Here is a 24,219-nt window from a genome sequence, read left to right as displayed (position 1 = left end):
GGGAGCGGGTTATAAATCGCCGGCACAAAAAAACCGGCCGAAGCCGGTTTTTTCATTTCAACGAAAGCAGAATCAAGCGTTCTGCAGATCGTCGAGGTAACGCTCGGCATCCAGTGCCGCCATGCAACCGGCGCCAGCCGAGGTGATGGCCTGACGGTACACGTGGTCAGCCACGTCACCGGCGGCGAAGATACCTTCGAGGTTAGTGGCAGTGGCGTTGCCGTCACGGCCGCCCTGCACCACCAGGTAACCGTCTTTCAGGGTCAGCTGGCCTTCGAACAACGAAGTGTTCGGGGTGTGGCCGATGGCGATGAACACGCCGTCGACTTTCACTTCGTCGAAGCTGCCGTCGTTGTTCTTCAAGCGGGCACCGGTCACGCCCATGTTGTCGCCCAGTACTTCGTCCAGGGTCGCGTTCAGCTTAAGCTCGATCTTGCCTTCGGCAACACGGGCGTTCAGCTTGTCGATCAGAATCTTCTCGGCGCGGAAGGTTTCGCGACGGTGAATCAGGGTGACCTTGCTGGCGATGTTGGCCAGGTACAGGGCTTCTTCAACAGCGGTGTTGCCGCCGCCGACCACAGCCACCGGCTTGTTGCGATAGAAGAAACCGTCGCAGGTTGCGCAGGCGGACACGCCTTTGCCCATGAACGTTTCTTCCGATGGCAGGCCCAGGTAACGAGCGCTGGCGCCGGTGGCGATGATCAGTGCGTCACAGGTGTAAGTCGCGCTGTCGCCGGTCAGGGTGTACGGCTTGGCAGCGAAGTCGACGGCATTGATGTGATCGAACACGATCTCGGTTTCAAAGCGCTCGGCGTGCTCGCGCATCCGCTCCATCAGCGCCGGGCCGGTCAGGCCGTGGACGTCGCCCGGCCAGTTGTCGACTTCGGTGGTGGTGGTCAATTGACCGCCGGCCTGCATGCCGGTGATCAGCAGTGGCTTGAGGTTGGCACGGGCGGCATAGACCGCGGCGCTGTAACCGGCAGGGCCGGAACCGAGAATAATCACTCGCGAATGACGGACTTCAGACATGACCTGCTCCTGTTGACCGGCCCGGAATACCTGGCGCGGAACGCCGGATTGCCGGCTGGAATAAAAAAGAACGGTTGAAAGCACTTGGGGAAGGCTTGAACCCGACCGTCCTGTAAAAAGATTGGGTGCAGCGTATCGAGGGGGCGAAGATTAAGGAAATACGGTTTAACAATCCAGCTCATAGGTGGTCTCTATGCCATCTGACCGACGACATCGACGTCTTTGTTACAGTGAATGTCGATACCGCCACCGCGCTTTCGCCTGTGAAGCAAAGCCGGTAAGGTCGGCGCGTTTTCCCTCTGCTCGGAGCCCGCTATGCCCGCCCCTGTTCTGTCCGGCCCGCAATACCTGCGCGAAGGCCTCAAGCTGGTGTTGAGCCCCAGCCTGCGTTTGTTTGTGCTGTTACCGCTGGCAATCAACCTGGTGCTGTTCGTCGGATTGATCTACCTGGCCGGCCATCAATTCAGCCTGTGGGTCGACACGCTGATGCCGTCCCTGCCCGACTGGCTGAGTTTTCTCAGCTACATCCTCTGGCCGCTGTTCGTGGTGCTCGTCGTGCTGATGGTGTTCTTCACCTTCACCATGCTCGCCAACGTCATTGCCGCGCCATTCAACGGCTTCCTCGCGGAGAAAGTCGAAGTGGTGGTGCGTGGCACCGATGATTTTCCGGCTTTCAGCTGGGGTGAACTGATCGCGATGATTCCGCGCACCCTGGCCCGGGAGATGCGCAAGCTCGGCTACTTCCTGCCCCGGGCAGTCGGGCTGTTCATCCTCTCGTTCATCCCGGTGGTGAACATCATCGCCGCGCCGCTGTGGCTGCTGTTCGGGGTGTGGATGATGGCGATCCAGTACATCGACTACCCGGCGGACAACCATAAACTTGGCTGGAACGAGATGCTCGCCTGGCTGCGGCAGAAGCGCTGGCAGAGCATGAGCTTCGGCGGCAGCGTCTATCTGGTGCTGCTGATTCCGGTGGTGAACATCCTGATGATGCCGGCGGCGGTGGCCGGGGCAACACTGTTCTGGGTGCGTGAACGCGGCGCGGAAAACCTGGTGGTGCAGCGCTGAGTCACAAATCCATCATCCCGACGTCACACTGACGACATGGCCCCAGCCGACACTGGGGTCATGACGACAGCTCTGCATATCACCCTGATCACCGAAACCTTCCCTCCGGAAATCAACGGCGTGGCCAATACCCTTGGTCGCTTGTGCGACGGTTTGCGCGCGCGCGGGCATCAAGTGGAGCTGGTGCGACCGCGTCAGGGCTGCGATCAGCAGTTGGGCAGCGACGATGAATTGCTGCTGTGCCGCGGCTGGCCGCTTCCGGGCTATCCCGGCCTGCAATGGGGTCAGTCGTCGATGCACAAGCTGCTGCGGCGCTGGACGCGTCATCGCCCGGATGTGCTCTACATCGCCACCGAAGGGCCGCTGGGCCTCTCTGCGTTGCGGGCGGCACGGCGACTGGGGATTTCCGTGGTCAGCGGTTTCCACACCAATTTCCAGCAGTACTCCAACCAGTACGGGTTTGGTTTACTCACGCGCCTGCTGACTCACTACCTGCGCTGGTTCCACAACCGCTCGACCATGACCCTGGTGCCCAGCGTCAGCCAGCGCATGGAGCTGGAGCGACGTCATTTCGAACGACTGGCGTTGCTGTCCCGAGGGGTCGACAGCGAATTGTTTCATCCGGCCAAACGGTTAAATGCCCTGCGCGAGCAGTGGGGACTGACCGAGGCAGACATCGCCGTCATTCATGTCGGACGCCTGGCCCCGGAAAAAAACCTCGGCCTGCTCAAACGCACCTTCAATACCCTCAAGGCGAGTTATCCCCAGCGCACGCTGAAACTGATCGTGGTCGGCGATGGCCCGCAGCGCCAGGAACTGGAAAACGAAATGCCCGAGGCAATTTTCTGCGGCACTCAACGGGGTGAAGCTCTGGCGTGTCACTATGCCTCCGGAGACGTGTTTCTGTTTCCGAGCCTGACTGAAACCTTCGGCAATGTGGTGCTTGAAGCACTCGCCTCGGGGCTCGGCGTGGTGGCCTTCGATCAGGCAGCGGCCGCCCAGCACATACGTCATGGCTACAACGGTGTGTTGGCGATGCCGGGGGATGAAGAAGCGTTCTGCGATGCAGCGGCATGGCTGCTGGAGGACAGAGAAGCATTGCGCAATGTGCGCCTCAATGCGCGCCAGCATGCCAGTCGCCAGGGTTGGGCGTCGATTATCGAGCAGTTCGAGGGGCAGTTGCGCGGGGCGTGTGCCGGGGAGATGGTGGTGCCGAATGCACCGACTGTTCCCTGAATCCTGGGTGATTTGAAGTCCGCCATCGCGAGCAAGCTCGCTCCCACAGTAGTTCTGCGGTGGTCACAGGATTTGTGGTCACCATCGATCAATGTGGGAGCGAGCTTGCTCGCGATGAGGTCTACCCGGTCGCCGCTTAAACCAGCGTCATCAACGCCTCACGGCTGAACGGCAGAATGTCTTCTTCACGGCCGTCACGCACTTTCTGCGCCCAGTCCGGGTCCACCAGCAACGCACGACCGACCGCCACCAGGTCGAACTCGTCGTTGTTCAGGCGCTCCAGCAGTTTTTCCAGGCTGGCGGGCTGCGCGACCTTGTCGGTGTTGACCATGAATTGCAGGAACTCGCCGTCCAGGCCGACGCTGCCCACGGTGATGGTCGGCTTGCCGGTGAGTTGGCGGGTCCAGCCGGCCAGGTTCAGCTCGGAACCGTCGAACTCCGGCTCCCAGAAGCGGCGGGTCGAGCAGTGGAAAATATCCACGCCTGCGTCGGCCAACGGCTTGAGGAACTCGTCCAAGGCTTCCGGGGTTTGCACCAGACGTGCAGTGTAGTCCTGCTGTTTCCACTGGGAGAAACGGAAGATGATCGGGAAACCTTCACCGACCGCAGCACGCACGGCCTGAATCAATTCAATGGCGAAGCGCGAACGGTTGGCCAGGCTGCCGCCGTATTCGTCGGTACGCTGGTTGCTGCCTTCCCAGAAGAACTGGTCGACCAGGTAACCGTGGGCACCGTGGATTTCTACGCCGTCCATGCCGATGCTCTGGGCATCCTTGGCGGCCTGGGCGAACGCGGCGATTACGTCCTGGATATCCTGCCTGGTCATGCCGTGCACCACGACCTGACCTCCCTTCAGTTTTTCCGACGGGCCATAACCCGGCACGCTGGCGTCCGGCTCAGTGCCGATCCGCCGCACGCTACCCACGTGCCACAGCTGCGGAACGATTTTGCCGCCTTCGGCGTGAACGGCATCGACGACTTTCTTCCACCCGGCCAGAGCCGCTTCACCATAGAAATGCGGAACGTTCGGATAGCCGTTGGAAGCCTTGTGACCGACGGTGGTGCCTTCGGTGATGATCAGGCCGACGCCCGCAGCAGCGCGACGACGGTAGTATTCGATCACTTTGGAATTAGGCACGCCGCCCGGGGAAAAGGAGCGGGTCATCGGCGCCATGACGACGCGGGTCGGCAGTTCGAGGGTGCCGAGGTGGAACGGTTTGAACAGGGCTTTGACGGGCATGGGACGCTCCACGGAAGAATGACTTTATGACGACGATAATATGGAGAGTCCAAAGTCTTGAACAGCATTATTGATTTCGGTGATTAAGAGTCAAAAGACAGAAAGCAAAAGATCGCAGCCTTCGGCAGCACCTACACAGGATCGTAGGAGCTGCCGAAGGCTGCGATCTTTTGATCTTGATCTATGGCTTAACTCAGCGCTTTTTCAATCGCGTGAACAATGGTCGGATCATCCGGCGCCGTGCGTGGCGAGAACCGTGCCAGTACGCGGCCGTCCTTGCCCAGCAGGAACTTCTCGAAGTTCCAGGTAATGTCGCCGGGAAATTCCGCGCCCTCGCCCGCCAGCAAGCGGTACAACTGATGACGGTCATGCCCGTTGACTTCCAGCTTGCTGGACAACGGAAAGGTCACGCCATAGTTGAGGCTGCAGAAATCCTTGATCTCTTGTTCGGTCCCCGGTTCCTGCCCGGCAAACTGGTTGCACGGCAAGCCCAGCACGCTGAAGCCTTTGCCCTTGTATAGCTGGTAAAGGTTTTCCAGCGCCGCGTACTGCGGGGTCAAGCCGCATTTGGAGGCGACGTTGACCACCAGTACGACTTGGCCCTTGAAAGGCGCCAGAGGTAGCTCCTGTCCATCCAAGGCTGTCAATTTAAGGTCGTGAAAAGCACTCATGGCGTACTCCAGATTCCCGTGTTCTTCTCGAAACAGCCACTTGGCGGTGTCGTCAGGGACAGCCGCAGACTAAAAAGGCGCCCACAGGGCGCCTCTCCAGTTATCTGAGCTTAGCGCAGAAATCAGTGGTGATGGCCACCTTCGCCATGGACGTGGCCATGAGCGATTTCTTCCTGGCTGGCGTCACGGATGTCGATGATCTTGACCTGGAAATTCAGGCGTTGACCAGCCAACGGGTGATTGCCGTCGACGGTGACGTCGTCGCCGTCCAGATCACGGATGGTCACGATCTGCATCTGCCCGTCCGGAGCGGAAGCGTGGAACTGCATGCCCACTTCCAGCTCGTCGACGCCTTCGAACATGCTGCGGCTCAGGGTGCTGACCAGTTCGGCAGCGTACTCGCCGTAAGCGTCTTCCGGTTCAACGGCTACGGTCAGCTCGTCGCCGACAGTCTTGCCTTCCAGAGCCTTTTCCAGGCCCGGGATGATGTTGCCTGCGCCTTGCAGGTAGACCAGCGGCGCGCCGCCGGCGGAGCTGTCGATGACCTCACCAGCGTCGTTAGTCAGGGTATAGTCGATGGAGACAGCCTTATTGGCGGCGATCAGCATGGGGCGAGACCTTTTGCATAAGAAGATTGAAAGGCCAAGTTTAGCGAAGCAATCGTCCGAAAGCGAACACAACCCGGACAGACGGGATTCGACGGTCACAGGCTTCCATCAGGACGAGGACGGACACTGGGTGGCCGAGCTTTCCTGCGGCCACACCCAACACCTGCGGCACCAGCCACCCTGGCAATCCCGCGCCTGGGTCATGGACCCTGTGCAGCGCCAGGAAAAAATAGGCCAACCCTTTGCCTGCGGTTGGTGCGCACAAGGCTCGGTTAGCGATAACCTTGGCGACTGAATTTCGGTAGTCGGCCAAATATAAGCTGACACCATTGCCATGCTCCTTCAGAGAATCCGCATGCAAACTTTTTTTATCGCGCCCACCGATTTTGGTGTGGGTCTGACCTCCATCAGCCTCGGGCTGGTGCGCACCCTTGAGCGCGCCGGCCTCAAGGTCGGTTTTTTCAAACCGATTGCCCAGCCGCATCCGGGCGACACGGGCCCGGAACGTTCCACCGAACTGGTGGCGCGTACCCACGGTTTGAAGCCACCTCAGCCACTGGGCCTGGCCCATGTCGAGCGCATGCTCGGCGACGGCCAGCTCGATGAATTGCTCGAAGAAATCATCGCCCTTTATCAGCAGGCGGCCATCGGCAAGGACGTGCTGATCGTCGAAGGCATGGTGCCGACCCGCAGCGCCAGTTACGCCGCGCGGGTCAACCTGCACCTGGCCAAGAGCCTCGACGCCGAGGTGATCCTGGTCTCGGCGCCGGAAAACGAAGTGCTGACCGAACTCTCCGGCCGCGTCGAGTTGCAGGCGCAATTGTTCGGCGGCCCGAAGGACCCGAAAGTCCTTGGTGTGATCCTCAACAAGGTCAAGACCGACGAAAGCATGGAGGCTTTCGCCACGCGCCTGAAGGAGCATTCGCCGTTGCTGCGCAGCGGCGATTTCCGCCTGCTCGGCTGCATTCCGTTCCAGCCGGAACTGAACGCCCCGCGCACCCGCGACGTCGCTGACCTGATGGGTGCGCAAGTGCTCAACGCCGGTGATTATGAAACCCGGCGCATGACCAAAATCATCATTTGCGCCCGCACCATGCGCAACACCGTGGAGTTGCTCAAGCCCGGCGTGCTGGTGGTGACCCCCGGCGACCGCGACGACATCATCCTCGCCGTCAGCCTCGCGGCATTGAACGGCGTGCCGCTGGCCGGTCTGCTGCTGACCAGCGACACCCTGCCCGACCCACGCATCATGGACCTGTGCCGCGGCGCCCTGCAGGCCGGGTTACCGGTGCTGTCGGTGAGTACTGGCTCCTACGACACCGCCAACCTACTCAATGGCCTGAACAAGGAAATCCCCATCGACGACCGCGAGCGCGCTGAAATCATCACCGATTTCATCGCCAGCCACCTCGATGCCAACTGGTTGCATCAGCGCTGCGGTACACCGCGCGAGATGCGTTTGTCGCCAGCGGTGTTCCGCTATCAATTGATCCAGCGCGCCCAGGCGGCCAACAAGCGCATCGTATTGCCCGAAGGCAGCGAGCCGCTGACCGTGCAGGCCGCCGCGATCTGCCAGGCCCGCGGCATCGCTCGCTGTGTATTGCTGGCCAAGCCCGAGGACGTGCAGGCCGTCGCACGCGCCCAGGGTATCGAGTTGCCACCAGGCCTGGAAATCATCGACCCGGACTTGATCCGTGAGCGTTACGTCGAGCCGATGGTCGCGCTGCGCAAAAGCAAAAGCCTCAATGCGCCGATGGCCGAGCAACAACTGGAAGACACCGTGGTGATCGGCACCATGATGCTGGCTCTGGATGAAGTCGACGGCCTCGTCTCGGGCGTGATCAACACCACCGCCAACACCATCCGCCCGGCCCTTCAGCTGATTAAAACCGCGCCGGGCTGCACCCTGGTGTCGTCGGTGTTCTTTATGCTGTTTCCGGAAGAGGTGCTGGTCTACGGCGACTGCGTGATGAACCCGCACCCAAGCGCCAGCGAACTGGCCGAGATCGCCCTGCAAAGCGCTGACTCGGCCGCCGCCTTCGGCATCACGCCACGGGTGGCGATGATCAGCTACTCCAGCGGCGAGTCGGCCAGCGGCGAAGAAGTCGAGAAGGTCCGCGAGGCGACTCTGCTCGCCCACGAACAACAGCACTCGCTGCTGATCGACGGCCCCCTGCAGTACGACGCCGCCGCCAACGAAAGCGTGGCCCGGCAACTAGCGCCGAACAGTCAGGTGGCCGGTCGTGCCACGGTTTACGTGTTCCCCGACCTCAACACCGGCAACACCACCCACAAAGCCGTGCAGCGCAGCGCCGACTGCGTCAGCCTCGGGCCGATGCTGCAAGGCCTGCGCAAGCCGGTGAACGATTTGCCGCGCGGCGCGCAGGTCGATGACATCGTCTACACCATCGCCCTGACCGCGATCCAGGCAGCCAACCGACCTATGGATGTGTAAATGCTGGATTTTCTACCCGCTCCGTTGCGCGGCGTGATCGCCGCGCTGCTGTTGGCACTGAACACGATATTGCTCTGCTCGTTCCTGTTCTGCGTAGCACTCGTCAAGGTATTGCCGTTCGCCTTCACCCAGCGTCTCGCGGGCTGGCTGATGAGTCATACCCACGAAGCCTGGATCAGCCTCAACAAAGGCTGGATGAACCTGGTGCGCCGTACACGGTGGCACATCAGCGGCCTGCAAGGTCTCGACTATCAGCACTCGTACCTGATCACCAGCAACCACCAGAGCTGGGTCGACATCCTGGTGCTGCAATACGTGCTCAACCGGCGCATTCAACCGTTGAAGTTCTTTCTCAAGCAGGAGCTGATCTGGGTCCCGGTGATCGGTCTGGCCTGGTGGGCGCTGGGCTTTCCGTTCATGAAGCGCTACTCCAAGGCCTATCTGGAGAAGCACCCGGAGAAGAAAGGCAAGGACCTGGAAACCACGCGCAAGACCTGTGCGAAATTCCGCGACAACCCGGTGGGCATTTTCAACTTCGTCGAAGGCACGCGCTTCACCGTGGGCAAGCACAAGCAACAGCAGTCACCCTTCAGGTACCTGCTCAAGGCCAAGGCCGGCGGCATTGCCTTTGTGCTGGATGCGATGGGCGAGCAGCTTGAATCCCTGATCAACGTGACCATCCACTACCCCACCGGGCGACCTGGTTTTTGGGATTTGTTGTGCGGGAACGTTGCGGACGTAGTGGTGCACTTTGAAGAGCTGAAGATTCCGCCGCAATTCATTGGCAAGAACTATGACCAGGATGGCGAATACCGCCTGCAGTTTCAGGGCTGGATCAACCAGTTGTGGCAGGACAAGGATGCTCTGCTTGCGCAGATGCATCGCGAGTATCCGCAGATTTAAGATCAAAAGATCGCAGCCTTCGGCAGCTCCTACAGGATGTACGCCGAACCAATGTAGGAGCTGCCGAAGGCTGCGATCTTTTGACGATCTGAAAGACACAAAAAACCCGCCGGTGATTACTCATCGGCGGGTTTTTCATTTACGGCTAAGGTTTAGATCGCCCCACGCTCACGCAGCAGAGCCAGCACTTGCTTGACACTTTCTTCCAGCGACACAGACTGGGTGTCAATCACCAGGTCGGCATCCAGCGGCACGTCGTACGGGAAGGACTCGCCCGGGATGTTATCCCCGGCCGCTGCGTACAGGCCTTGCGGATCACGCTCGGCGCAGACGGTCGGCGAAGCCTGGACGTAGACCGTCAGCAGACGTTCCTTGCCGATCAGTTCCCGGGCCTGTTCACGACCTTCGGCACTCGGCGCAACGAACGCAGCGAGGGTCAGCAGACCAGCCTCGTTGAACTGACGCGCAACGTGCGCGGCACGACGCCAGTTCTCGGTACGCCCGGCGCGATCCTGTGGCAGACCTTTGTTCAGGTCGTGACGCAGGTTCTGGCCATCGAGTACGAACACCGCACGGCCCAGGTCGAACAACTTGCGTTCAACCGCATACGCCAGGGTGCTTTTGCCCGCGCCCGACAAGCCGCTGAACAACACGGTGGCCGGTTGCTGGCCGAAGCGCTGTGCACGCTCTTCGGTGGCGACGTGAGCCAGTTTGCCGTGGTGCGTGGAGCTGCCGTGAGCCACAGGCTGGGCGACGATCATTCCCGCGCCAACGGTGCCGTTAGTCAGGCGGTCGATGATGATGAACGCGCCGGTGGTGCGGTTGCTGTCGTAACCGTCGAGGGCGATCGGCGCATCGAGCGCGATCTTGACCTTGCCGATTTCGTTGAGCTGCAACGCGCTGGCCGGACCTTCTTCCAGGGTGTTCACGTCGACCTTGTTGACGATGCTGGCGATAGAGCCCGGCACGTAACTGGTGGCGCGCTTGATGTCGTATTTCTTGCCCGGCAGCATCGGCTCTTCAGCCATCCACACCAGCATCGCCTCGAAGCTGTCGGTCACCGGCGGCACGTTGTCGGCGTGAACCAACAGATCGCCACGGGAGATATCTATTTCGTCTTCCATGGTCAGCGTGACTGCCTGACCCGGGCCTGCGTGCTCAAGCTCACCTTCGAAGGTGACGATGGACTTCACGCGGCTGCTCTTGCCCGACGGCAGCACCACGACTTCGTCGCCTTTCTTGACGATGCCGCTGGCCAGCGTACCGGCGAAGCCACGGAAGTTCAGGTTCGGACGGTTGACGTACTGCACCGGGAAACGCAGGTCGGTGAAGTTGCGATCGCCCGCCACTTCCACGGTCTCGAGAATTTCCATCAGCGACTGACCGGTGTACCACGGCGAACGCTCGGACTTGTTCACCACGTTGTCGCCCTTCAGCGCCGACATCGGCACGAAGTGCATCGTGGTGGGCTTCATCTTCAAGCCTTCGGCGAACTGCAGGTAATCGGCCTTGATCGACTCGAACACGCCCTGATCGAAGTCCTTGAGGTCCATCTTGTTGATGGCCACAACGATGTGCTTGATGCCCAGCAACGAGGCGATGAAGCTGTGGCGACGGGTCTGGGTCTGCACGCCGTAACGGGCGTCGACCAGGATGATCGCCAAGTCACAGGTGGAAGCACCGGTGGCCATGTTGCGGGTGTACTGCTCATGGCCAGGGGTGTCGGCGATGATGAATTTGCGCTTGGCGGTGGAGAAATAGCGGTACGCGACATCGATGGTGATGCCCTGCTCGCGCTCGGCCTGCAGGCCGTCGACCAGCAACGCCAGGTCGATGTCTTCGCCGGTGGTGCCGACTTTTTTCGAGTCGCGGGTGATCGCTTCCAGGTGATCTTCGTAGATCATCTTGGAGTCGTGCAGCAGGCGCCCGATCAGGGTGCTCTTGCCGTCGTCGACGTTACCGCAGGTCAAAAAGCGCAGCAGCTCTTTACGTTCGTGCTGGCCCAGGTAGGCGAGGATGTCCTCGCTGATCAAATCAGATTGATGCGACATGACAGCCCCTTAGAAATAACCTTGACGTTTTTTGTCTTCCATCGAGCCGGCGCCATCGTGGTCGATGACACGGCCCTGGCGCTCGGAAGTTCGCGTCAGGAGCATTTCCTGAATGATGTCCGTGAGGCTTTCGGCCTCGGACTCCACCGCGCCCGTCAACGGGTAGCAACCAAGGGTACGGAAACGCACTTTCTTTTTGACGATGCGCGCTTTGTCTTCATCGCTCAGGTGCTCGAGGATGCGCTCGTCGTCGATCATGATCAGCGTGCCGTTCTTCTCGATGACTTCACGCTCGGCGGCGAAGTACAGCGGGACGATCGGGATGCCTTCCAGGTAGATGTACTGCCAGATGTCCAGCTCGGTCCAGTTCGACAGCGGGAAGACGCGGATCGACTCGCCCTTGTTGACCTTGCCGTTGTAGACGTTCCATAGCTCGGGACGCTGGTTCTTCGGGTCCCAACGGTGCTTGCTGTCGCGGAACGAGTACACACGCTCTTTAGCGCGGGATTTCTCTTCATCGCGACGGGCGCCGCCGAATGCTGCGTCGAAACCATACTTGTCGAGTGCCTGCTTCAGGCCCTCGGTCTTCATGATGTCGGTGTGCTTGGCGCTGCCGTGGGTGAACGGGTTGATGTCCTGCGCCACGCCGTCCGGGTTGACGTGGGTGATCAGGTCGAGGCCCAGCTCGGCGACCATCTTGTCGCGGAAGCTGTACATCTCCTTGAATTTCCAGCGAGTGTCGACGTGCATCACCGGAAACGGCAGCTTGCCCGGGAAGAACGCCTTGCGTGCCAGATGCAGCATCACGGCGGAGTCTTTACCGATGGAGTACAGCATCACCGGGTTGTCGAACTCGGCGGCCACCTCGCGGATGATGTGGATGCTTTCCGCCTCCAGCTGTTTCAGATGCGTCAGTTTGTCGACCATGGCTACTCACGAAAGCTTTCTTATGAACGGCCAGCGGGCCGTGTTCGAGCGGGGATCCTAGCACAGCGACCTCTTCTAATCAGGACACCAACTAGATCGAAAGAGCATATGAATATGCCTGCCTGTTTGGGCGCGGAAGCCTCTGTGGGAGCAGGTTGATTCAAATCGGATTCGGGCAATCGATGAAGATGTGCTCCAGCGCAAAGCGCCGCGCCAGATAATCCCCCAGCGCCTGAACGCCGTAGCGCTCGGTGGCATGGTGACCGGCGGCGATGAAGCTGATGTCGTTTTCCCGGGCACTGTGGAAGGTTTGCTCGGAAGCCTCGCCGCTGAGGTACAGATCGACGCCGGCCAGAATGGCCTGATCGATGTAACCCTGGCCGCCGCCGGTGCACCAGCCGACGCGGCGGATCATTGCACTGCCTTCGATCAACAGCGGCTCACGCCCCATCACTTCCTGGACGCGGCGGGCGAAATCCCGGGGCATCATCGGTTCATTCAGCGAGCCGACCAGGCCGACAATCTTCAGGTTGTCCGGGTCCAGCGGACCTTCGACAGTGATGTCGAGCTGCCGCGCGAGCTGCACGTTATTGCCGACGTCCGGGTGCAGGTCCAGCGGCAGGTGATAGGACAACAGACTGATATCGTGCTTGAGCAGGGTCTTCAAGCGGCGCTGTTTCATGCCGGTGATGCACGGGTTCTCGCCTTTCCAGAAGTAGCCATGGTGCACCAGCACCAGGTCGGCATTGGCTTCCACGGCAGCGTCGAGCAAGGCCTGGCTGGCGGTGACGCCACTGACAATGCGCATCACTTGCGGACGGCCTTCGACTTGCAAGCCGTTGGGGCAGTAATCGGCGATTTTGGCGCTGTTGAGGTAACGGTCGGCTTCTTCGACCAGGGTGCTCAGGGCGACGGCCATGAAAGACTCCTAAATATCCCGTTCAGAGGCGCGTGCGGCCTCGTATAATGCGCGTCATTATGAGCGGTCTCATTCCGCCTGCAACTCTCTCAGGAAGTGCTTAATGCTCAAGGCGCTGCGTTTTTCCGGCTGGCCGCTGTTGGCCGGCGTGCTTGTCGCTCTTTTGATAATCCAGCGTTACCCGCAGTGGGTCGGGCTCCCGAGCCTCGACGTCAATCTGCAACAAGCGCCGCAAACCACCAGCATGCAGCAGGGCCCGGTGTCTTATGCCGAAGCGGTATCCACCGCGGCGCCGTCGGTGGTGAACCTGTACACCACCAAAGTCATCAACAAACCCAACCATCCGTTGTTCGAAGATCCGCAGTTCCGTCGCTTCTTCGGCGATAACTCGCCCAAGCAGAAACGCATGGAGTCGAGCCTCGGTTCCGGTGTGATCATGAGCCCGGAAGGCTACATCCTGACCAACAACCACGTGACCAGCGGCGCCGACCAGATCGTGGTGGCGCTCAAGGACGGCCGGGAAACCCTGGCACGGGTGATCGGCAGCGACCCGGAGACTGACCTCGCGGTTCTGAAAATCGATCTGAAAAACCTGCCGTCGATCACCGTGGGGCGTTCCGACAACATCCGCATCGGCGACGTTGCATTGGCCATCGGCAACCCGTTCGGCGTCGGCCAGACCGTGACCATGGGCATCATCAGCGCCACCGGGCGCAACCAACTGGGCCTGAACAACTACGAAGACTTCATCCAGACCGATGCGGCGATCAACCCCGGCAACTCAGGCGGTGCGCTGGTGGATGCCATCGGCAACCTGACCGGCATCAACACGGCGATCTTTTCCAAGTCCGGGGGCTCCCAGGGCATTGGTTTCGCGATCCCGGTGAAGCTGGCGATGGAAGTGATGAAGTCGATCATCGAGCACGGCCAAGTGATTCGTGGCTGGCTGGGTATCGAAGTGCAGCCGCTGACCCAGGAACTGGCCGAATCGTTCGGCTTGTCCGGGCGTCCGGGCATTGTCGTGGCGGGAATTTTCCGCGACGGTCCGGCACAGAAGGCCGGCCTGCAACTGGGTGATGTGATTCTTGCCATCGATGGCGAACCGGCCGGTGATGGCCGTCGCTCGATGAATCAGGTGGCGCGGATCAAGCCGACCGACAAGGTCGCGATCGAGGTGATGCGCAACGGCAAGGAGCTAAAGCTGACCGCGGAAGTCGGCCTGCGTCCGCCGCCGGCTCCGGTCAAGGATAAAGAAGAAGAGTAACGTAGCGCCCAAAACTACTGTGGGAGCGAGCTTGCTCGCGATGAGGCCATAACWTTCAACATCATTGTTGACTGTCAGGCCGCCATCGCGAGCAAGCTCGCTCCCACAGGGTCGTGCCTGGTTTTAGAGGTCGCCGAGGCCGTCGATCAGCGCCTGATTCTGCTCTGGCGTGCCGATGGAGATCCGCAGGAACTGGGCAATCCGCTCCTGCTTGAAGTGCCGGACGATCACGCCCTGCTCACGCAGCTTCGCCGCAAGGCCCGCCGCATCATGTTGCGGGTGACGGGCGAAAATGAAGTTCGCCGCCGATGGCAGCACTTCAAACCCCTTCTCCTCTAGCTGTGCAACGACCTTCTCGCGATTCTCGATCACCAACCGGCAGGTCTTGTCGAAATACTCGCGATCCTCGAACGCCGCGGCAGCGCCGACATTCGCCATGCGATCCAGCGGATAGGAGTTGAAACTGTTCTTGATCCGCTCCAGCGCCTCGATCAGGTCCGGATGCCCGACCGCCAGGCCAACCCGCAGACCGGCCAGGGAACGGGACTTGGACAGGGTCTGGGTCACCAGCAGGTTCGGATAATCATCGACCAGCGTGATTGCCGTCTCGCCGCCGAAATCGATGTAAGCCTCGTCCACCACGACCACCGAATCCGGGCTGGCCTTGAGAATCTGCTCCACCGCTTCCAGCGCCAACAGGCAGCCGGTCGGCGCGTTCGGGTTGGGGAAAATAATCCCGCCGTTCGGCTTGGCGTAGTCCGCCGGGTTGATCTGGAATTGCTCGTCCAGCGGCACCGCGTCGAACTTGATGCCGTACAACCCGCAGTAGACCGGATAGAAGCTGTAGCTGATGTCCGGGAACAGCAGCGGCTGATCGTGCTGCAGCAAACCGTGGAAGATGTGCGCCAGCACTTCATCGGAACCGTTGCCGAGGAACACCTGATTGCTCTGCACGCCGTAGTATTTGGCGACCGCGTTCTTCAGCAGATCGCTATTTGGGTCCGGGTACAGGCGCAGATTGTCATTGAGTTCGGTTTGCATCGCAGCCAAGGCTTTCGGCGATGGACCGTACGGATTTTCGTTGGTGTTGAGCTTCACCAGTTTTGCCAGCTTTGGCTGCTCGCCCGGCACGTAAGGCACCAGATTCTTGACGAACGGGCTCCAGAATTTACTCATGTTCAGTTCCCCTTTTGTTCGTCAATGATGCGGTATTCGGCGCTGCGGGCGTGCGCGGTCAGCGACTCGCCACGGGCCAGCACGGAAGCGGTTTTGCCCAACTCGGAAGCGCCCTGCTCGGAACAGAAGATGATCGACGAACGTTTCTGGAAGTCGTACACACCCAGCGGCGAGGAGAAACGGGCGGTGCCGGAGGTTGGCAACACGTGGTTCGGGCCTGCGCAGTAATCACCCAGGGCTTCGGACGTGTGACGGCCCATGAAGATCGCGCCGGCGTGGCGGATTTGCGGCAGCCAGGCGTGAGGATCGGCAACGGACAATTCGAGGTGCTCCGGCGCGATGCGGTTGGCCACTTCGATGGCCTGCTCCATGTCACGCACCTTGATCAGTGCACCACGGCCATTGATCGAGGTTTCGATAATCGCGGCACGCTCCATGGTCGGCATCAGCTTGGCGATACTGGCGGCGACCTTGTCGAGGAACCCGGCGTCGGGGCTGACCAAAATGGCCTGGGCGTCTTCGTCGTGCTCGGCCTGGGAGAACAGGTCCATGGCGATCCAGTCCGGATCGGTCTGGCCGTCGCACACCACGAGGATTTCCGAAGGGCCAGCGATCATGTCGATTCCGACCTGGCCAAACACGTGGCGCTTGGCGGTAGCCACATAGATGTTGCCCGGGCCGACCACCTTGTCGACCTTCGGCACGCTTTCGGTGCCGTAAGCCAATGCAGCAACGGCTTGAGCGCCGCCGATGGTGAACACGCGGTCGACGCCGGCGATGCAGGCAGCGGCCAGTACCAGTTCGTTGATTTCACCGCGTGGGGTCGGAACGACCATGACCACTTCGGTGACACCAGCGACCTTGGCTGGAATCGCGTTCATCAGCACCGACGACGGGTACGACGCCTTGCCGCCCGGCACGTACAGACCGGCGCGGTCCAGCGGCGTGACTTTCTGGCCCAGCACGGTGCCGTCGGCCTCGGTGTAGCTCCAGGAGTCCTGCTTCTGTTTTTCGTGGTAGCTGCGCACACGAGCCGCGGCGACTTCCAGGGCTTCGCGCTGGGCCACGGAGATGCGGGTCAGCGCCAGCTCCAGACGTTCGCGCGGCAGGATCAGGTCGGCCATGGACTTCACGTCCAGGCCGTCGAACTGGCGGGTAAAGTCCACCAGTGCCGCGTCGCCACGCTCACGCACGGCCTTGATGATGTCCAGCACCCGCTGATTGACCGAGTCGTCAGACACACTTTCCCAGCTCAGCAGATGATCCAGATGATGCGCGAAATCCGGGTCAGCAGCGTTGAGTCGGCGAATTGCAGTCAGTGCGGTCATAGCGAGAGCCTCATAGGAATGGCAAAAACTCAGGCGCCCTAACTTAGCAGTCGTTTCCGCTTGGGCACCTGAGAATTCTGGCTATGAGGCGGATAGACGGGCGCGACTCAAGGTCGCGCAGGTGAATCAGCCGCGGTGTCGAGACTCCACTGCCTTGCGCAGGGTGTCGATCAACGCCTGGATACGGGCGTGCTGCATCTTCATCGAAGCTTTGTTGACGATCAGCCGGGAGCTGATGGCAGCAATGAAATCCTGTGGCTCCAGGCCGTTGGCCCGCAGCGTGTTACCGGTGTCGACCACGTCGATGATCTTGTCGGCAAGGCCGATCAGCGGTGCCAGCTCCATCGAGCCGTACAGTTTGATGATGTCGACCTGACGACCCTGTTCAGCGTAATAACGCTTGGCAACGTTGACGAACTTGGTGGCGATCCGCAGACGGCCCTTGGGCTCGACCGCGCCGACCTTGCCGGCAGTCATCAGCTTGCACTGGGCAATTTGCAGGTCCAGTGGCTCGTACAGGCCCTGGCCGCCATATTCCATCAGCACATCTTTACCGGCGACACCGAGGTCGGCAGCACCATGTTCGACATAGGTCGGCACATCGGTGGCACGCACGATCAGCAGGCGTACATCTTCCTGGGTCGTGGGAATGATCAGCTTGCGGCTCTTGTCCGGATTCTCGGTCGGCACGATGCCCGCTTCAGCCAGAAGCGGCAGGGTGTCGTCAAGGATGCGGCCCTTGGACAGTGCGATGGTCAACATGGGAAACGTCAGTCCTTATCAAGGTACTCATGCCCGGTCGCAAATGGCGCCGGACACACATCGAGCCGAAAACGGCTCGACTTCAACAAATCAACGGGCATGTCCTTATGCCCATGCAGCAGGTACTAGCCCGGAACGCGACGGATCTTGGCGCCCAGCATCTGCAGTTTTTCTTCGATGCACTCGTAGCCACGGTCTATGTGGTAGATGCGGTCGATCAGCGTGTCGCCGTCGGCGATCAGGGCCGAGATCACCAGGCTGGCCGAAGCACGCAGGTCGGTCGCCATCACTGGCGCACCCTTGAGTTTCTCGGTGCCGGTAACGATGGCAGTATTGCCTTCGACCTGGATCTTGGCGCCCATGCGGTGCAGCTCGTAGACGTGCATGAAGCGGTTTTCGAAGATCGTCTCGATCACAGCGCCCGTGCCTTCGGCAATGGCGTTGAGGGAGATGAACTGTGCTTGCATGTCGGTCGGGAATGCCGGGTACGGAGCGGTCCGCACGTTGACGGCTTTCGGACGCTTACCGTGCATGTTCAGCTCGATCCAGTCTTCGCCACAGGTGATTTCGGCACCGGACTCACGGAGCTTTTCCAGAACAGCTTCGAGGATGGTCGGATCGGTGTCCTTGACCTTCACGCGGCCGCCGGTCACGGCAGCGGCAACCAGGTAGGTACCGGTTTCGATACGGTCCGGCATCACCTTGTAAGTGGTGGTGTGCAGACGCTCGACGCCATCAATGGTGATGGTGTCGGTGCCGGCGCCGGAAACCTTGGCGCCCATGGCGTTCAGGAAGTTCGCCAGGTCGACCACTTCAGGCTCGCGCGCGGCGTTAGCCAGGACGCTGCGGCCTTTGGCCAGGGCCGCGGCCATCATGATGTTTTCGGTACCGGTCACACTGACGGTATCGAAGAAGAAGTGCGCACCGCGCAGGCCGCCTTCAGGCGCCTTGGCCTTGATGTAGCCGCCTTCGACGTCAATGACCGCGCCCATGGCTTCCAGGCCACGGATGTGCAGGTCAACCGGACGCGAACCGATGGCGCAACCGCCGGGCAAGGCGACTTCGGCTTCACCGAAACGGGCAACCATCGGGCCCAGTACCAGAATCGACGCACGCATGGTTTTAACCAGTTCGTACGGTGCGACCAGGGTCTTGATGGTGCGCGGGTCGATTTCGACGGAGAGTTTCTCGTCGATCACCGGTTCAATGCCCATGCGGCCGAACAGCTCGATCATAGTGGTGATGTCGTGCAGGTGCGGCAGGTTGGCCACGGTCACCGGGCCATCGCACAGCAAGGTGGCAGCCAGGATCGGCAGGGCAGAGTTCTTTGCCCCGGAGATGCGGATTTCGCCATCAAGACGAACGCCACCGGTAATAATCAATTTATCCATAAGAATCTCGACGCCCTTGGGCTCAGGTGCGCTCGGCCCAGGCCGCGCTGCTGAAAAATTTCATAGTGACCGCATGGATGCTGCCATCGACGATCCACGGGTTCAAATGGGCATAGACCTGCTGCTGACGCTTGACCGGGCTCAATGCCGCCAGTTCATCGCTAATCACGTTCAGCTGGAAATTGCAGCCTTCGCCCTCGACTTCTACTTTCGTTCCGGGCAGCTTTCCTTCAAGAAAGCTCTTAACTTCATTGGCCTGCATGCTAAACCTCAATCGGCGCCCTGTGCGCGCGGGTCGGACATCATACAAAAAAGCCCCGCGCCTGCGAACCCCGCCAAGCAGGACTCGGACGGGGGGCTTCTTTATAGATGCGTGTCAGGGGTGCGCCAACAGCTCGGTCATCTCGCTGACCTGAGCGATTTCACGCATGTCTTCCGGCATCCCACGGATGCTCAGGGCCTTGCCGGCCGCCTGCGCATCGCGGATGAAGCACAGCAGCAACGACAAACCGACACTGCTGGACTTGGTCACCGCCGAGCAATCGACCACCAGCGCCGCGGCCTTGCTGGCCTTGATCAGCGCTTTGCCCTGCTCGCGCAGGCCAGGGCCGGTGCGGTAATCCAGCACGCCACTGAGTCGCAGCTCGCCCGCTTCGTCCATCAGGACTGCCGACTCACTCATTGGGCTGACTGCCCTGGTTTCTTGTCGGTGGCTTCCTTGGCCTTGGCGACTTCCCCGGCCCAACCATTGATGGTCTTGTCCAGGTCATTGCCATTGCGCTGCATCGCATCGGCGAACTGATCGCGGAACAGCTTGCCGATGTTGATGCCGTTGATGATGACGTTACGCAGTTTCCACTCGCCGTTGATCTTTTCCAACGTGTAGGACACTGGATAGATCGCGCCGCTGCTGCCTTTGACCGTCATGCCAATGCTCGTCCGGTCTCCCGATTCATCCTTGGCAGGTTCAACGGTAATGCCCTGGTTGTTGTACTCGAGCAAGGCATTGCCATAGAACTGGAATAGCCCCTTCTTGAAGTTTTCTTCAAAGGTCTTCATTTGCTCAGGCGTGGCTTTGCGCGAGTATTTGACCGTCATGATGCTTTTGGAAATGCCCTCGGCATCCACGACCGGCCCGACGATGCTGTTCAGCGCCGCATAAAAGTCTTTCGGATCCTGCTTGTACTTTTCTTTGTTGGCCGCCAGATCGGCCAGCATCCGATTAGTGGTGTCTTGTACCAGATCGTGCGCGGAAGGCGACGCCACAGCGTGGGACACCAACGGAAACACCGCGAGCAATACCAACAGGCCACGTCGCAAGGTAGAGATCATTTAACAGTTCCTCATTTAGCTTCTTTGCTAACGGTATTGAGCAGGAATTTACCGATCAGGTCTTCAAGCACCAGCGATGACTGCGTGTCATGGATGGTTCCACCATCCTTGAGCAGGGTGTCTTCCCCGCCCACGCTGATACCGATGTACTTCTCGCCCAACAGGCCAGCGGTCAGGATAGATGCAGTAGAGTCCGCCGGCAGATTATCGATGCGTTTTTCCAGCTGCATGGTCACCCGACCGGTAAAACTGTCGCGATCCAGATCGATGGCCGTGACCTTGCCGATGGTTACACCGGCCATGGTCACCTTTGCTCTGACAGTCAAACCGGCGATATTGTCGAAGTAGGCGTAAAGTTTATATGTGTCGGTGCTCGGAGTCGGGGACAGACCACTGACCCGCAACGCCAACAAGAGCAAAGCCAGGATGCCAGCCAGCAAGAAAAGGCCGACACCGATTTCCAGGGTGCGGTTTTGCATCAGAAATCTCCAAACATCAAGGCGGTCAGAATAAAGTCCAGGCCGAGTACTGCCAACGAGGCATACACAACGGTCTTGGTAGTGGCACGACTGATCCCCTCGGAAGTGGGTTCGCAGTCATAGCCTTGGAATACGGCGATCCAGGTCACGACAAAGGCAAAGACGATACTTTTGATGATCCCGTTGAGCACATCGTCGGCGAACGTCACGCTGTTCTGCATGTTCGACCAGTAGGAGCCTTCATAGACTCCCAGCCAGTCGACAGCTACCCACGAGCCGCCCCAGATACCCACCACGCTGAAAATCATCGCCAGCACCGGCAGGGAAATGAAACCGGCCCACAAGCGAGGCGCGATGATGTACTTGAGCGGGTCAACCCCGATCATTTCCAGGCTGGACAGCTGTTCGGTGGACTTCATATTGCCAATTTCGGCAGTCAATGCCGAACCGGCGCGCCCGGCGAACAGCAAAGCAGTCACCACCGGCCCCAGTTCACGCAGCAGCGTCAGCGCCACCATCTGCCCGACGGCCTGCTCCGAACCATAGCTGGAAAGAATGTTGAAGCCCTGCAGCGCCAGCACCATACCGATGAACACCCCGGAGACCACAATGATCACCAGGGACATCACGCCCACCGAATGCAGCTGCTTGACCAACAGCCCGAAGCCGCCACCGATACCGCCCCGGCCGAGCAAGGCATGGAACAGGAACAAGCTCGAACGCCCGAACACCGCCAGCACATCGATGCCGGCCTGGCCGAAGCGTCGAACGCGCTCTATCAATGAAATTCTGCGCATCAGCGCTTCCCCAGAAGATCTGCGCGGTAATCCGTCGCTGGAAAGTGGTACGGGACCGGGCCATCGGGTTCGCCGGTCATGAACTGACGAATGCGCGGTTCATCCGAGTTCATCAACTCGTCCGGCGTCCCCTGCCCCAGCACCTGGCCATCGCCCACCACATAAATGTAATCGGCAATGCTCGCGGTCTCGGCCAGGTCGTGGGATACCACGATGCTGGTGATGCCCAGCGCATCGTTGAGCAGACGAATCAGGCGTACCAGAACGCCCATTGCGATAGGGTCCTGGCCGACAAAGGGCTCGTCGTACATGAGGATCTGTGGGTCGAGCGCAATCGCCCGGGCCAGCGCAACACGGCGCTTCATGCCGCCGGAAAGCTCGTCGGGCATCAGTTCGATGGCACCGCGCAAGCCCACGGCCTGCAGTTTGAGCAGGACGATGTCGCGGATCATTTCATCCGGCAGTTGCGTATGGACCCGCAACGGAAAGGCAACGTTCTCGAAGACATCAAGGTCGGTAAACAGTGCGCCGCTCTGAAAAAGCACGCCCATATGCTTGCGCGCATCGAACAGGTCGCTGCGCGACAGTTTTGGCAGGTTCTGACCGTTGACCCAGACCTCACCCTTGGTGGGCCGCAACTGGGCGCCCATCAGACGCAAAAGCGTGGTCTTGCCACACCCGGAAGGCCCCATGATGCCGGTGACCTTGCCACGCGGGATACGGATATCGACATTATTGAAAATGCTGCGCGCACCGCGCTTGAAGGACAGTCCCTTCAGCTCGACCGCGTAGGCGTTATCGGCACTCATCTAAACTCCTTGCGATGCAGCCTCTCACTCGGACGCCTGGCTTCCTGACGAAAGCACATACCTCCCGGGCAGGCCGAACTGGCGGCGAACTATATCACTGCAAAGGCTGCGCGCCCAAGGCCAAAGCCGAACCATGTTCAACGGCATGACCGGTTGAAAGCCCCATTTAGAGGGTTCCTGTAACAGTGAATGACAATGCGCGACGAACTTGCGTGAGGGATTCGATCATTACCGCTATAATCGCCGCCTTTTCATCAGGCTATACGATTTCTGACATGAGCCAATCCAGCGACCTGATTCAATCAGCACAACGCACCATCCGCCTCGAGGTAGAAGCCGTGCAAGGCCTGCTACCCCATCTCGACGCAGATTTCGTACGCGCTTGCGAGATGATTCTGGCCAGCAAAGGCCGCGTGGTCGTGGTCGGCATGGGCAAGTCGGGGCACATCGGCAACAAGATCGCCGCGACCCTGGCCAGCACCGGCACCACGGCATTTTTTGTGCACCCGGCTGAAGCCAGCCACGGTGACATGGGCATGATTACCCGCGACGACATCATTCTGGCGCTCTCGAACTCCGGTTCCACCAATGAAATCGTGACCCTGCTGCCACTGATCAAGCGCCTGGGCATTCAGTTGATCAGCGTGACCGGCAACCCTGACTCGCCGTTGGCCAAGGCCGCCGAGGTCAACCTGAATGTTCACGTCGAGCACGAAGCCTGTCCGTTGAACCTGGCACCCACCTCGTCGACCACCGCCGCACTGGTCATGGGCGACGCCCTGGCAGTCGCGCTGCTGGAAGCCCGTGGCTTTACCGCCGAAGACTTCGCCTTTTCCCATCCCGGCGGCGCCCTGGGCCGACGCCTGCTGCTGAAAGTGGAAAATGTCATGCACGCAGGCCAGGAACTGCCACAGGTCCAGCGCGGCACCCTGCTCAAGGACGCCCTGATGGAAATGACCCGCAAGGGCCTGGGCATGACCGTGATCCTGGAAGCCGATGGAAAGCTGGCCGGGATCTTTACCGACGGTGACTTGCGTCGCACGCTGGACCGTAGCATCGACATCCATAGCGCTACCATCGACCAGGTCATGACTGCACACGGCAAGACTGCCCGCGCCGAGATGCTCGCCGCCGAAGCGCTGAAAATCATGGAAGACCATAAAATCAACGCGCTGGTCGTGGTTGACCGTGAAGACCGCCCGGTCGGCGCCCTGAACATGCACGACTTGCTGCGCGCAGGAGTAATGTAATGAGTGCGGACCTGCTGCAACGCGGCAAACAGATCAAACTGGCGGTGTTCGATGTCGATGGCGTGCTGACCGATGGTCGCCTGTACTTCCTCGAAGACGGCAGCGAATTCAAGACGTTCAACACACTCGACGGCCAGGGCATCAAGATGCTGATGGCCGCAGGCGTGCAGACCGCCATCATCAGCGGCCGCAAGACCCCAGTGGTCGAACGGCGAGCCAGGAACCTCGGTATCCCGCATCTGTATCAGGGTCGCGAAGACAAACTGGTGGTACTCGACGAACTGCTGGCCCAGCTCAACCTGAGCTATGAACAGGTGGCCTACCTCGGCGACGACCTGCCGGACCTGCCGGTGATTCGCCGCGTCGGACTGGGCATGGCGGTGGCCAATGCCGCCAGCTTCGTGCGTGAACACGCTCACGGCATCACCCTCGCCCGTGGCGGCGAAGGCGCCGCTCGCGAATTCTGCGAATTGATCCTGCGCGCCCAGGACCGCCTTGATGCGGCCAATGCGGCGTACCTGTGA

25 protein-coding genes are annotated in these 24,219 nt (G+C 60.3%); 8 read left to right on the top strand and 17 right to left on the bottom strand.

The window, feature by feature from the left end; translation table 11 throughout:
- Positions 1-72 precede the first annotated feature (72 nt).
- A complete protein-coding gene (trxB, locus tag AC1D1M_RS15750) occupies positions 73-1,029 on the bottom strand; it encodes a thioredoxin-disulfide reductase (RefSeq protein WP_218429324.1) in 957 nt (318 codons plus the stop codon).
- A 315-nt stretch (positions 1,030-1,344) separates the two neighbouring features.
- Between trxB and cysZ the strand changes: the two genes are divergently transcribed.
- Together cysZ and AC1D1M_RS15740 are read left to right on the top strand one after the other, a co-directional pair.
- Positions 1,345-2,097: a sulfate transporter CysZ gene (gene cysZ, locus AC1D1M_RS15745; RefSeq protein ID WP_477776357.1), complete on the top strand. Its 753-nt coding sequence runs from the start codon at positions 1,345-1,347 to the stop codon at positions 2,095-2,097.
- Positions 2,098-2,133: 36 nt separating this feature from the next.
- Positions 2,134-3,333, top strand: coding sequence for a glycosyltransferase family 4 protein (locus AC1D1M_RS15740; RefSeq protein ID WP_477776356.1), 1,200 nt, complete (start codon positions 2,134-2,136; stop codon positions 3,331-3,333).
- Between the two features lie 136 nt (positions 3,334-3,469).
- Here AC1D1M_RS15740 and AC1D1M_RS15735 read toward each other — a convergent pair whose 3' ends face one another.
- The 3 genes from AC1D1M_RS15735 to AC1D1M_RS15725 all read right to left on the bottom strand — a co-directional run bounded on the left by AC1D1M_RS15735 (position 3,470) and on the right by AC1D1M_RS15725 (position 5,852).
- On the bottom strand, positions 3,470-4,573 hold the full coding sequence (locus AC1D1M_RS15735) for an NADH:flavin oxidoreductase (protein WP_477776355.1): 1,104 nt from the start codon (positions 4,571-4,573) through the stop codon (positions 3,470-3,472).
- A 188-nt stretch (positions 4,574-4,761) separates the two neighbouring features.
- Positions 4,762-5,244 carry a glutathione peroxidase gene (locus AC1D1M_RS15730; protein WP_477776354.1) on the bottom strand — a complete coding sequence of 161 codons (483 nt, stop codon included), beginning with the start codon at positions 5,242-5,244 and terminating at the stop codon, positions 4,762-4,764.
- 122 nt (positions 5,245-5,366) lie between these two features.
- Positions 5,367-5,852, bottom strand: a complete 486-nt coding sequence (locus tag AC1D1M_RS15725) for an FKBP-type peptidyl-prolyl cis-trans isomerase (RefSeq protein WP_008150718.1) — start codon at positions 5,850-5,852, stop codon at positions 5,367-5,369.
- Here AC1D1M_RS15725 and AC1D1M_RS15720 point away from each other — a divergent pair.
- From AC1D1M_RS15720 to AC1D1M_RS15710, 3 genes are read left to right on the top strand one after another with little or no spacing between them, the layout of a single operon-like run.
- The gene (locus tag AC1D1M_RS15720; protein WP_477776353.1) at positions 5,821-6,147 is read left to right on the top strand and encodes a DUF3565 domain-containing protein; all 327 of its coding nucleotides are present in this window, start codon (positions 5,821-5,823) and stop codon (positions 6,145-6,147) included. The genes AC1D1M_RS15725 and AC1D1M_RS15720 overlap by 32 nt on opposite strands.
- 60 nt (positions 6,148-6,207) lie before the next feature.
- Entirely contained in the window at positions 6,208-8,307 is a 2,100-nt protein-coding gene (gene pta / locus AC1D1M_RS15715) for a phosphate acetyltransferase (protein ID WP_477776352.1), read from the top strand.
- A complete protein-coding gene (locus tag AC1D1M_RS15710; protein WP_477776351.1) occupies positions 8,308-9,210 on the top strand; it encodes an acyltransferase in 903 nt (300 codons plus the stop codon).
- 152 nt (positions 9,211-9,362) lie between these two features.
- On the opposite strand, the gene cysN is transcribed toward AC1D1M_RS15710, so the two are convergent.
- The 3 genes from cysN to AC1D1M_RS15695 all read right to left on the bottom strand — a co-directional run bounded on the left by cysN (position 9,363) and on the right by AC1D1M_RS15695 (position 13,107).
- Positions 9,363-11,261, bottom strand: coding sequence for a sulfate adenylyltransferase subunit CysN (gene cysN / locus AC1D1M_RS15705; protein ID WP_477776350.1), 1,899 nt, complete (start codon positions 11,259-11,261; stop codon positions 9,363-9,365).
- A gap of 9 nt (positions 11,262-11,270) precedes the next feature.
- Positions 11,271-12,188 (bottom strand): sulfate adenylyltransferase subunit CysD, encoded by a 918-nt coding sequence (cysD, locus tag AC1D1M_RS15700; RefSeq protein ID WP_008046199.1) that lies wholly within the window; start codon positions 12,186-12,188, stop codon positions 11,271-11,273.
- A 160-nt stretch (positions 12,189-12,348) separates the two neighbouring features.
- Positions 12,349-13,107: a Nif3-like dinuclear metal center hexameric protein gene (locus tag AC1D1M_RS15695; RefSeq protein ID WP_008046198.1), complete on the bottom strand. Its 759-nt coding sequence runs from the start codon at positions 13,105-13,107 to the stop codon at positions 12,349-12,351.
- 103 nt (positions 13,108-13,210) lie between these two features.
- Here AC1D1M_RS15695 and algW point away from each other — a divergent pair, with 103 nt between their 5' ends.
- On the top strand, positions 13,211-14,371 hold the full coding sequence (algW, locus tag AC1D1M_RS15690; RefSeq protein WP_477776349.1) for a Do family serine endopeptidase AlgW: 1,161 nt from the start codon (positions 13,211-13,213) through the stop codon (positions 14,369-14,371).
- 123 nt (positions 14,372-14,494) lie between these two features.
- Here the strand turns inward: algW and hisC are convergent, their stop codons facing one another.
- From hisC to AC1D1M_RS15640, 10 genes are all read right to left on the bottom strand, one after another.
- Positions 14,495-15,547: a histidinol-phosphate transaminase gene (hisC, locus tag AC1D1M_RS15685; RefSeq protein WP_477776348.1), complete on the bottom strand. Its 1,053-nt coding sequence runs from the start codon at positions 15,545-15,547 to the stop codon at positions 14,495-14,497.
- A gap of 2 nt (positions 15,548-15,549) precedes the next feature.
- Positions 15,550-16,875 carry a histidinol dehydrogenase gene (hisD, locus tag AC1D1M_RS15680; protein ID WP_477776347.1) on the bottom strand — a complete coding sequence of 442 codons (1,326 nt, stop codon included), beginning with the start codon at positions 16,873-16,875 and terminating at the stop codon, positions 15,550-15,552.
- Between the two features lie 126 nt (positions 16,876-17,001).
- Positions 17,002-17,637, bottom strand: a complete 636-nt coding sequence (hisG, locus tag AC1D1M_RS15675; RefSeq protein WP_008018703.1) for an ATP phosphoribosyltransferase — start codon at positions 17,635-17,637, stop codon at positions 17,002-17,004.
- A 125-nt stretch (positions 17,638-17,762) separates the two neighbouring features.
- Positions 17,763-19,028, bottom strand: coding sequence for a UDP-N-acetylglucosamine 1-carboxyvinyltransferase (gene murA / locus AC1D1M_RS15670; RefSeq protein WP_223455589.1), 1,266 nt, complete (start codon positions 19,026-19,028; stop codon positions 17,763-17,765).
- Between the two features lie 22 nt (positions 19,029-19,050).
- Entirely contained in the window at positions 19,051-19,290 is a 240-nt protein-coding gene (locus tag AC1D1M_RS15665; RefSeq protein ID WP_008046181.1) for a BolA family protein, read from the bottom strand.
- 114 nt (positions 19,291-19,404) lie between these two features.
- A complete protein-coding gene (locus AC1D1M_RS15660; protein WP_477776346.1) occupies positions 19,405-19,710 on the bottom strand; it encodes an STAS domain-containing protein in 306 nt (101 codons plus the stop codon).
- Positions 19,707-20,360 (bottom strand): MlaC/ttg2D family ABC transporter substrate-binding protein, encoded by a 654-nt coding sequence (locus AC1D1M_RS15655; RefSeq protein ID WP_477776345.1) that lies wholly within the window; start codon positions 20,358-20,360, stop codon positions 19,707-19,709. Before AC1D1M_RS15655 ends, AC1D1M_RS15660 begins: the two co-directional genes overlap by 4 nt.
- An 11-nt stretch (positions 20,361-20,371) precedes the next feature.
- The gene (mlaD, locus tag AC1D1M_RS15650; protein ID WP_007970271.1) at positions 20,372-20,839 is read right to left on the bottom strand and encodes an outer membrane lipid asymmetry maintenance protein MlaD; all 468 of its coding nucleotides are present in this window, start codon (positions 20,837-20,839) and stop codon (positions 20,372-20,374) included.
- Complete coding sequence (gene mlaE / locus AC1D1M_RS15645; protein WP_477776344.1) at positions 20,839-21,636, bottom strand: lipid asymmetry maintenance ABC transporter permease subunit MlaE; 798 nt, start codon at positions 21,634-21,636, stop codon at positions 20,839-20,841. Before mlaE ends, mlaD begins: the two co-directional genes overlap by 1 nt.
- Positions 21,636-22,445 (bottom strand): ATP-binding cassette domain-containing protein, encoded by an 810-nt coding sequence (locus AC1D1M_RS15640; protein ID WP_007986707.1) that lies wholly within the window; start codon positions 22,443-22,445, stop codon positions 21,636-21,638. The genes mlaE and AC1D1M_RS15640 overlap by 1 nt, the downstream gene beginning before the upstream one ends.
- Positions 22,446-22,720: 275 nt before the next feature.
- Here AC1D1M_RS15640 and AC1D1M_RS15635 point away from each other — a divergent pair, with 275 nt between their 5' ends.
- Both AC1D1M_RS15635 and AC1D1M_RS15630 read left to right on the top strand, forming a co-directional pair.
- Positions 22,721-23,695: a KpsF/GutQ family sugar-phosphate isomerase gene (locus tag AC1D1M_RS15635; protein ID WP_477776343.1), complete on the top strand. Its 975-nt coding sequence runs from the start codon at positions 22,721-22,723 to the stop codon at positions 23,693-23,695.
- On the top strand, positions 23,695-24,219 hold the full coding sequence (locus AC1D1M_RS15630; RefSeq protein WP_007970265.1) for a KdsC family phosphatase: 525 nt from the start codon (positions 23,695-23,697) through the stop codon (positions 24,217-24,219). Before AC1D1M_RS15635 ends, AC1D1M_RS15630 begins: the two co-directional genes overlap by 1 nt.

The organism is Pseudomonas sp. P1_F7 (assembly GCF_056405655.1).
The sequence above is the reverse complement of the archived record's forward strand: the minus strand, read 5'-3'. Positions and strand labels throughout refer to the sequence as shown.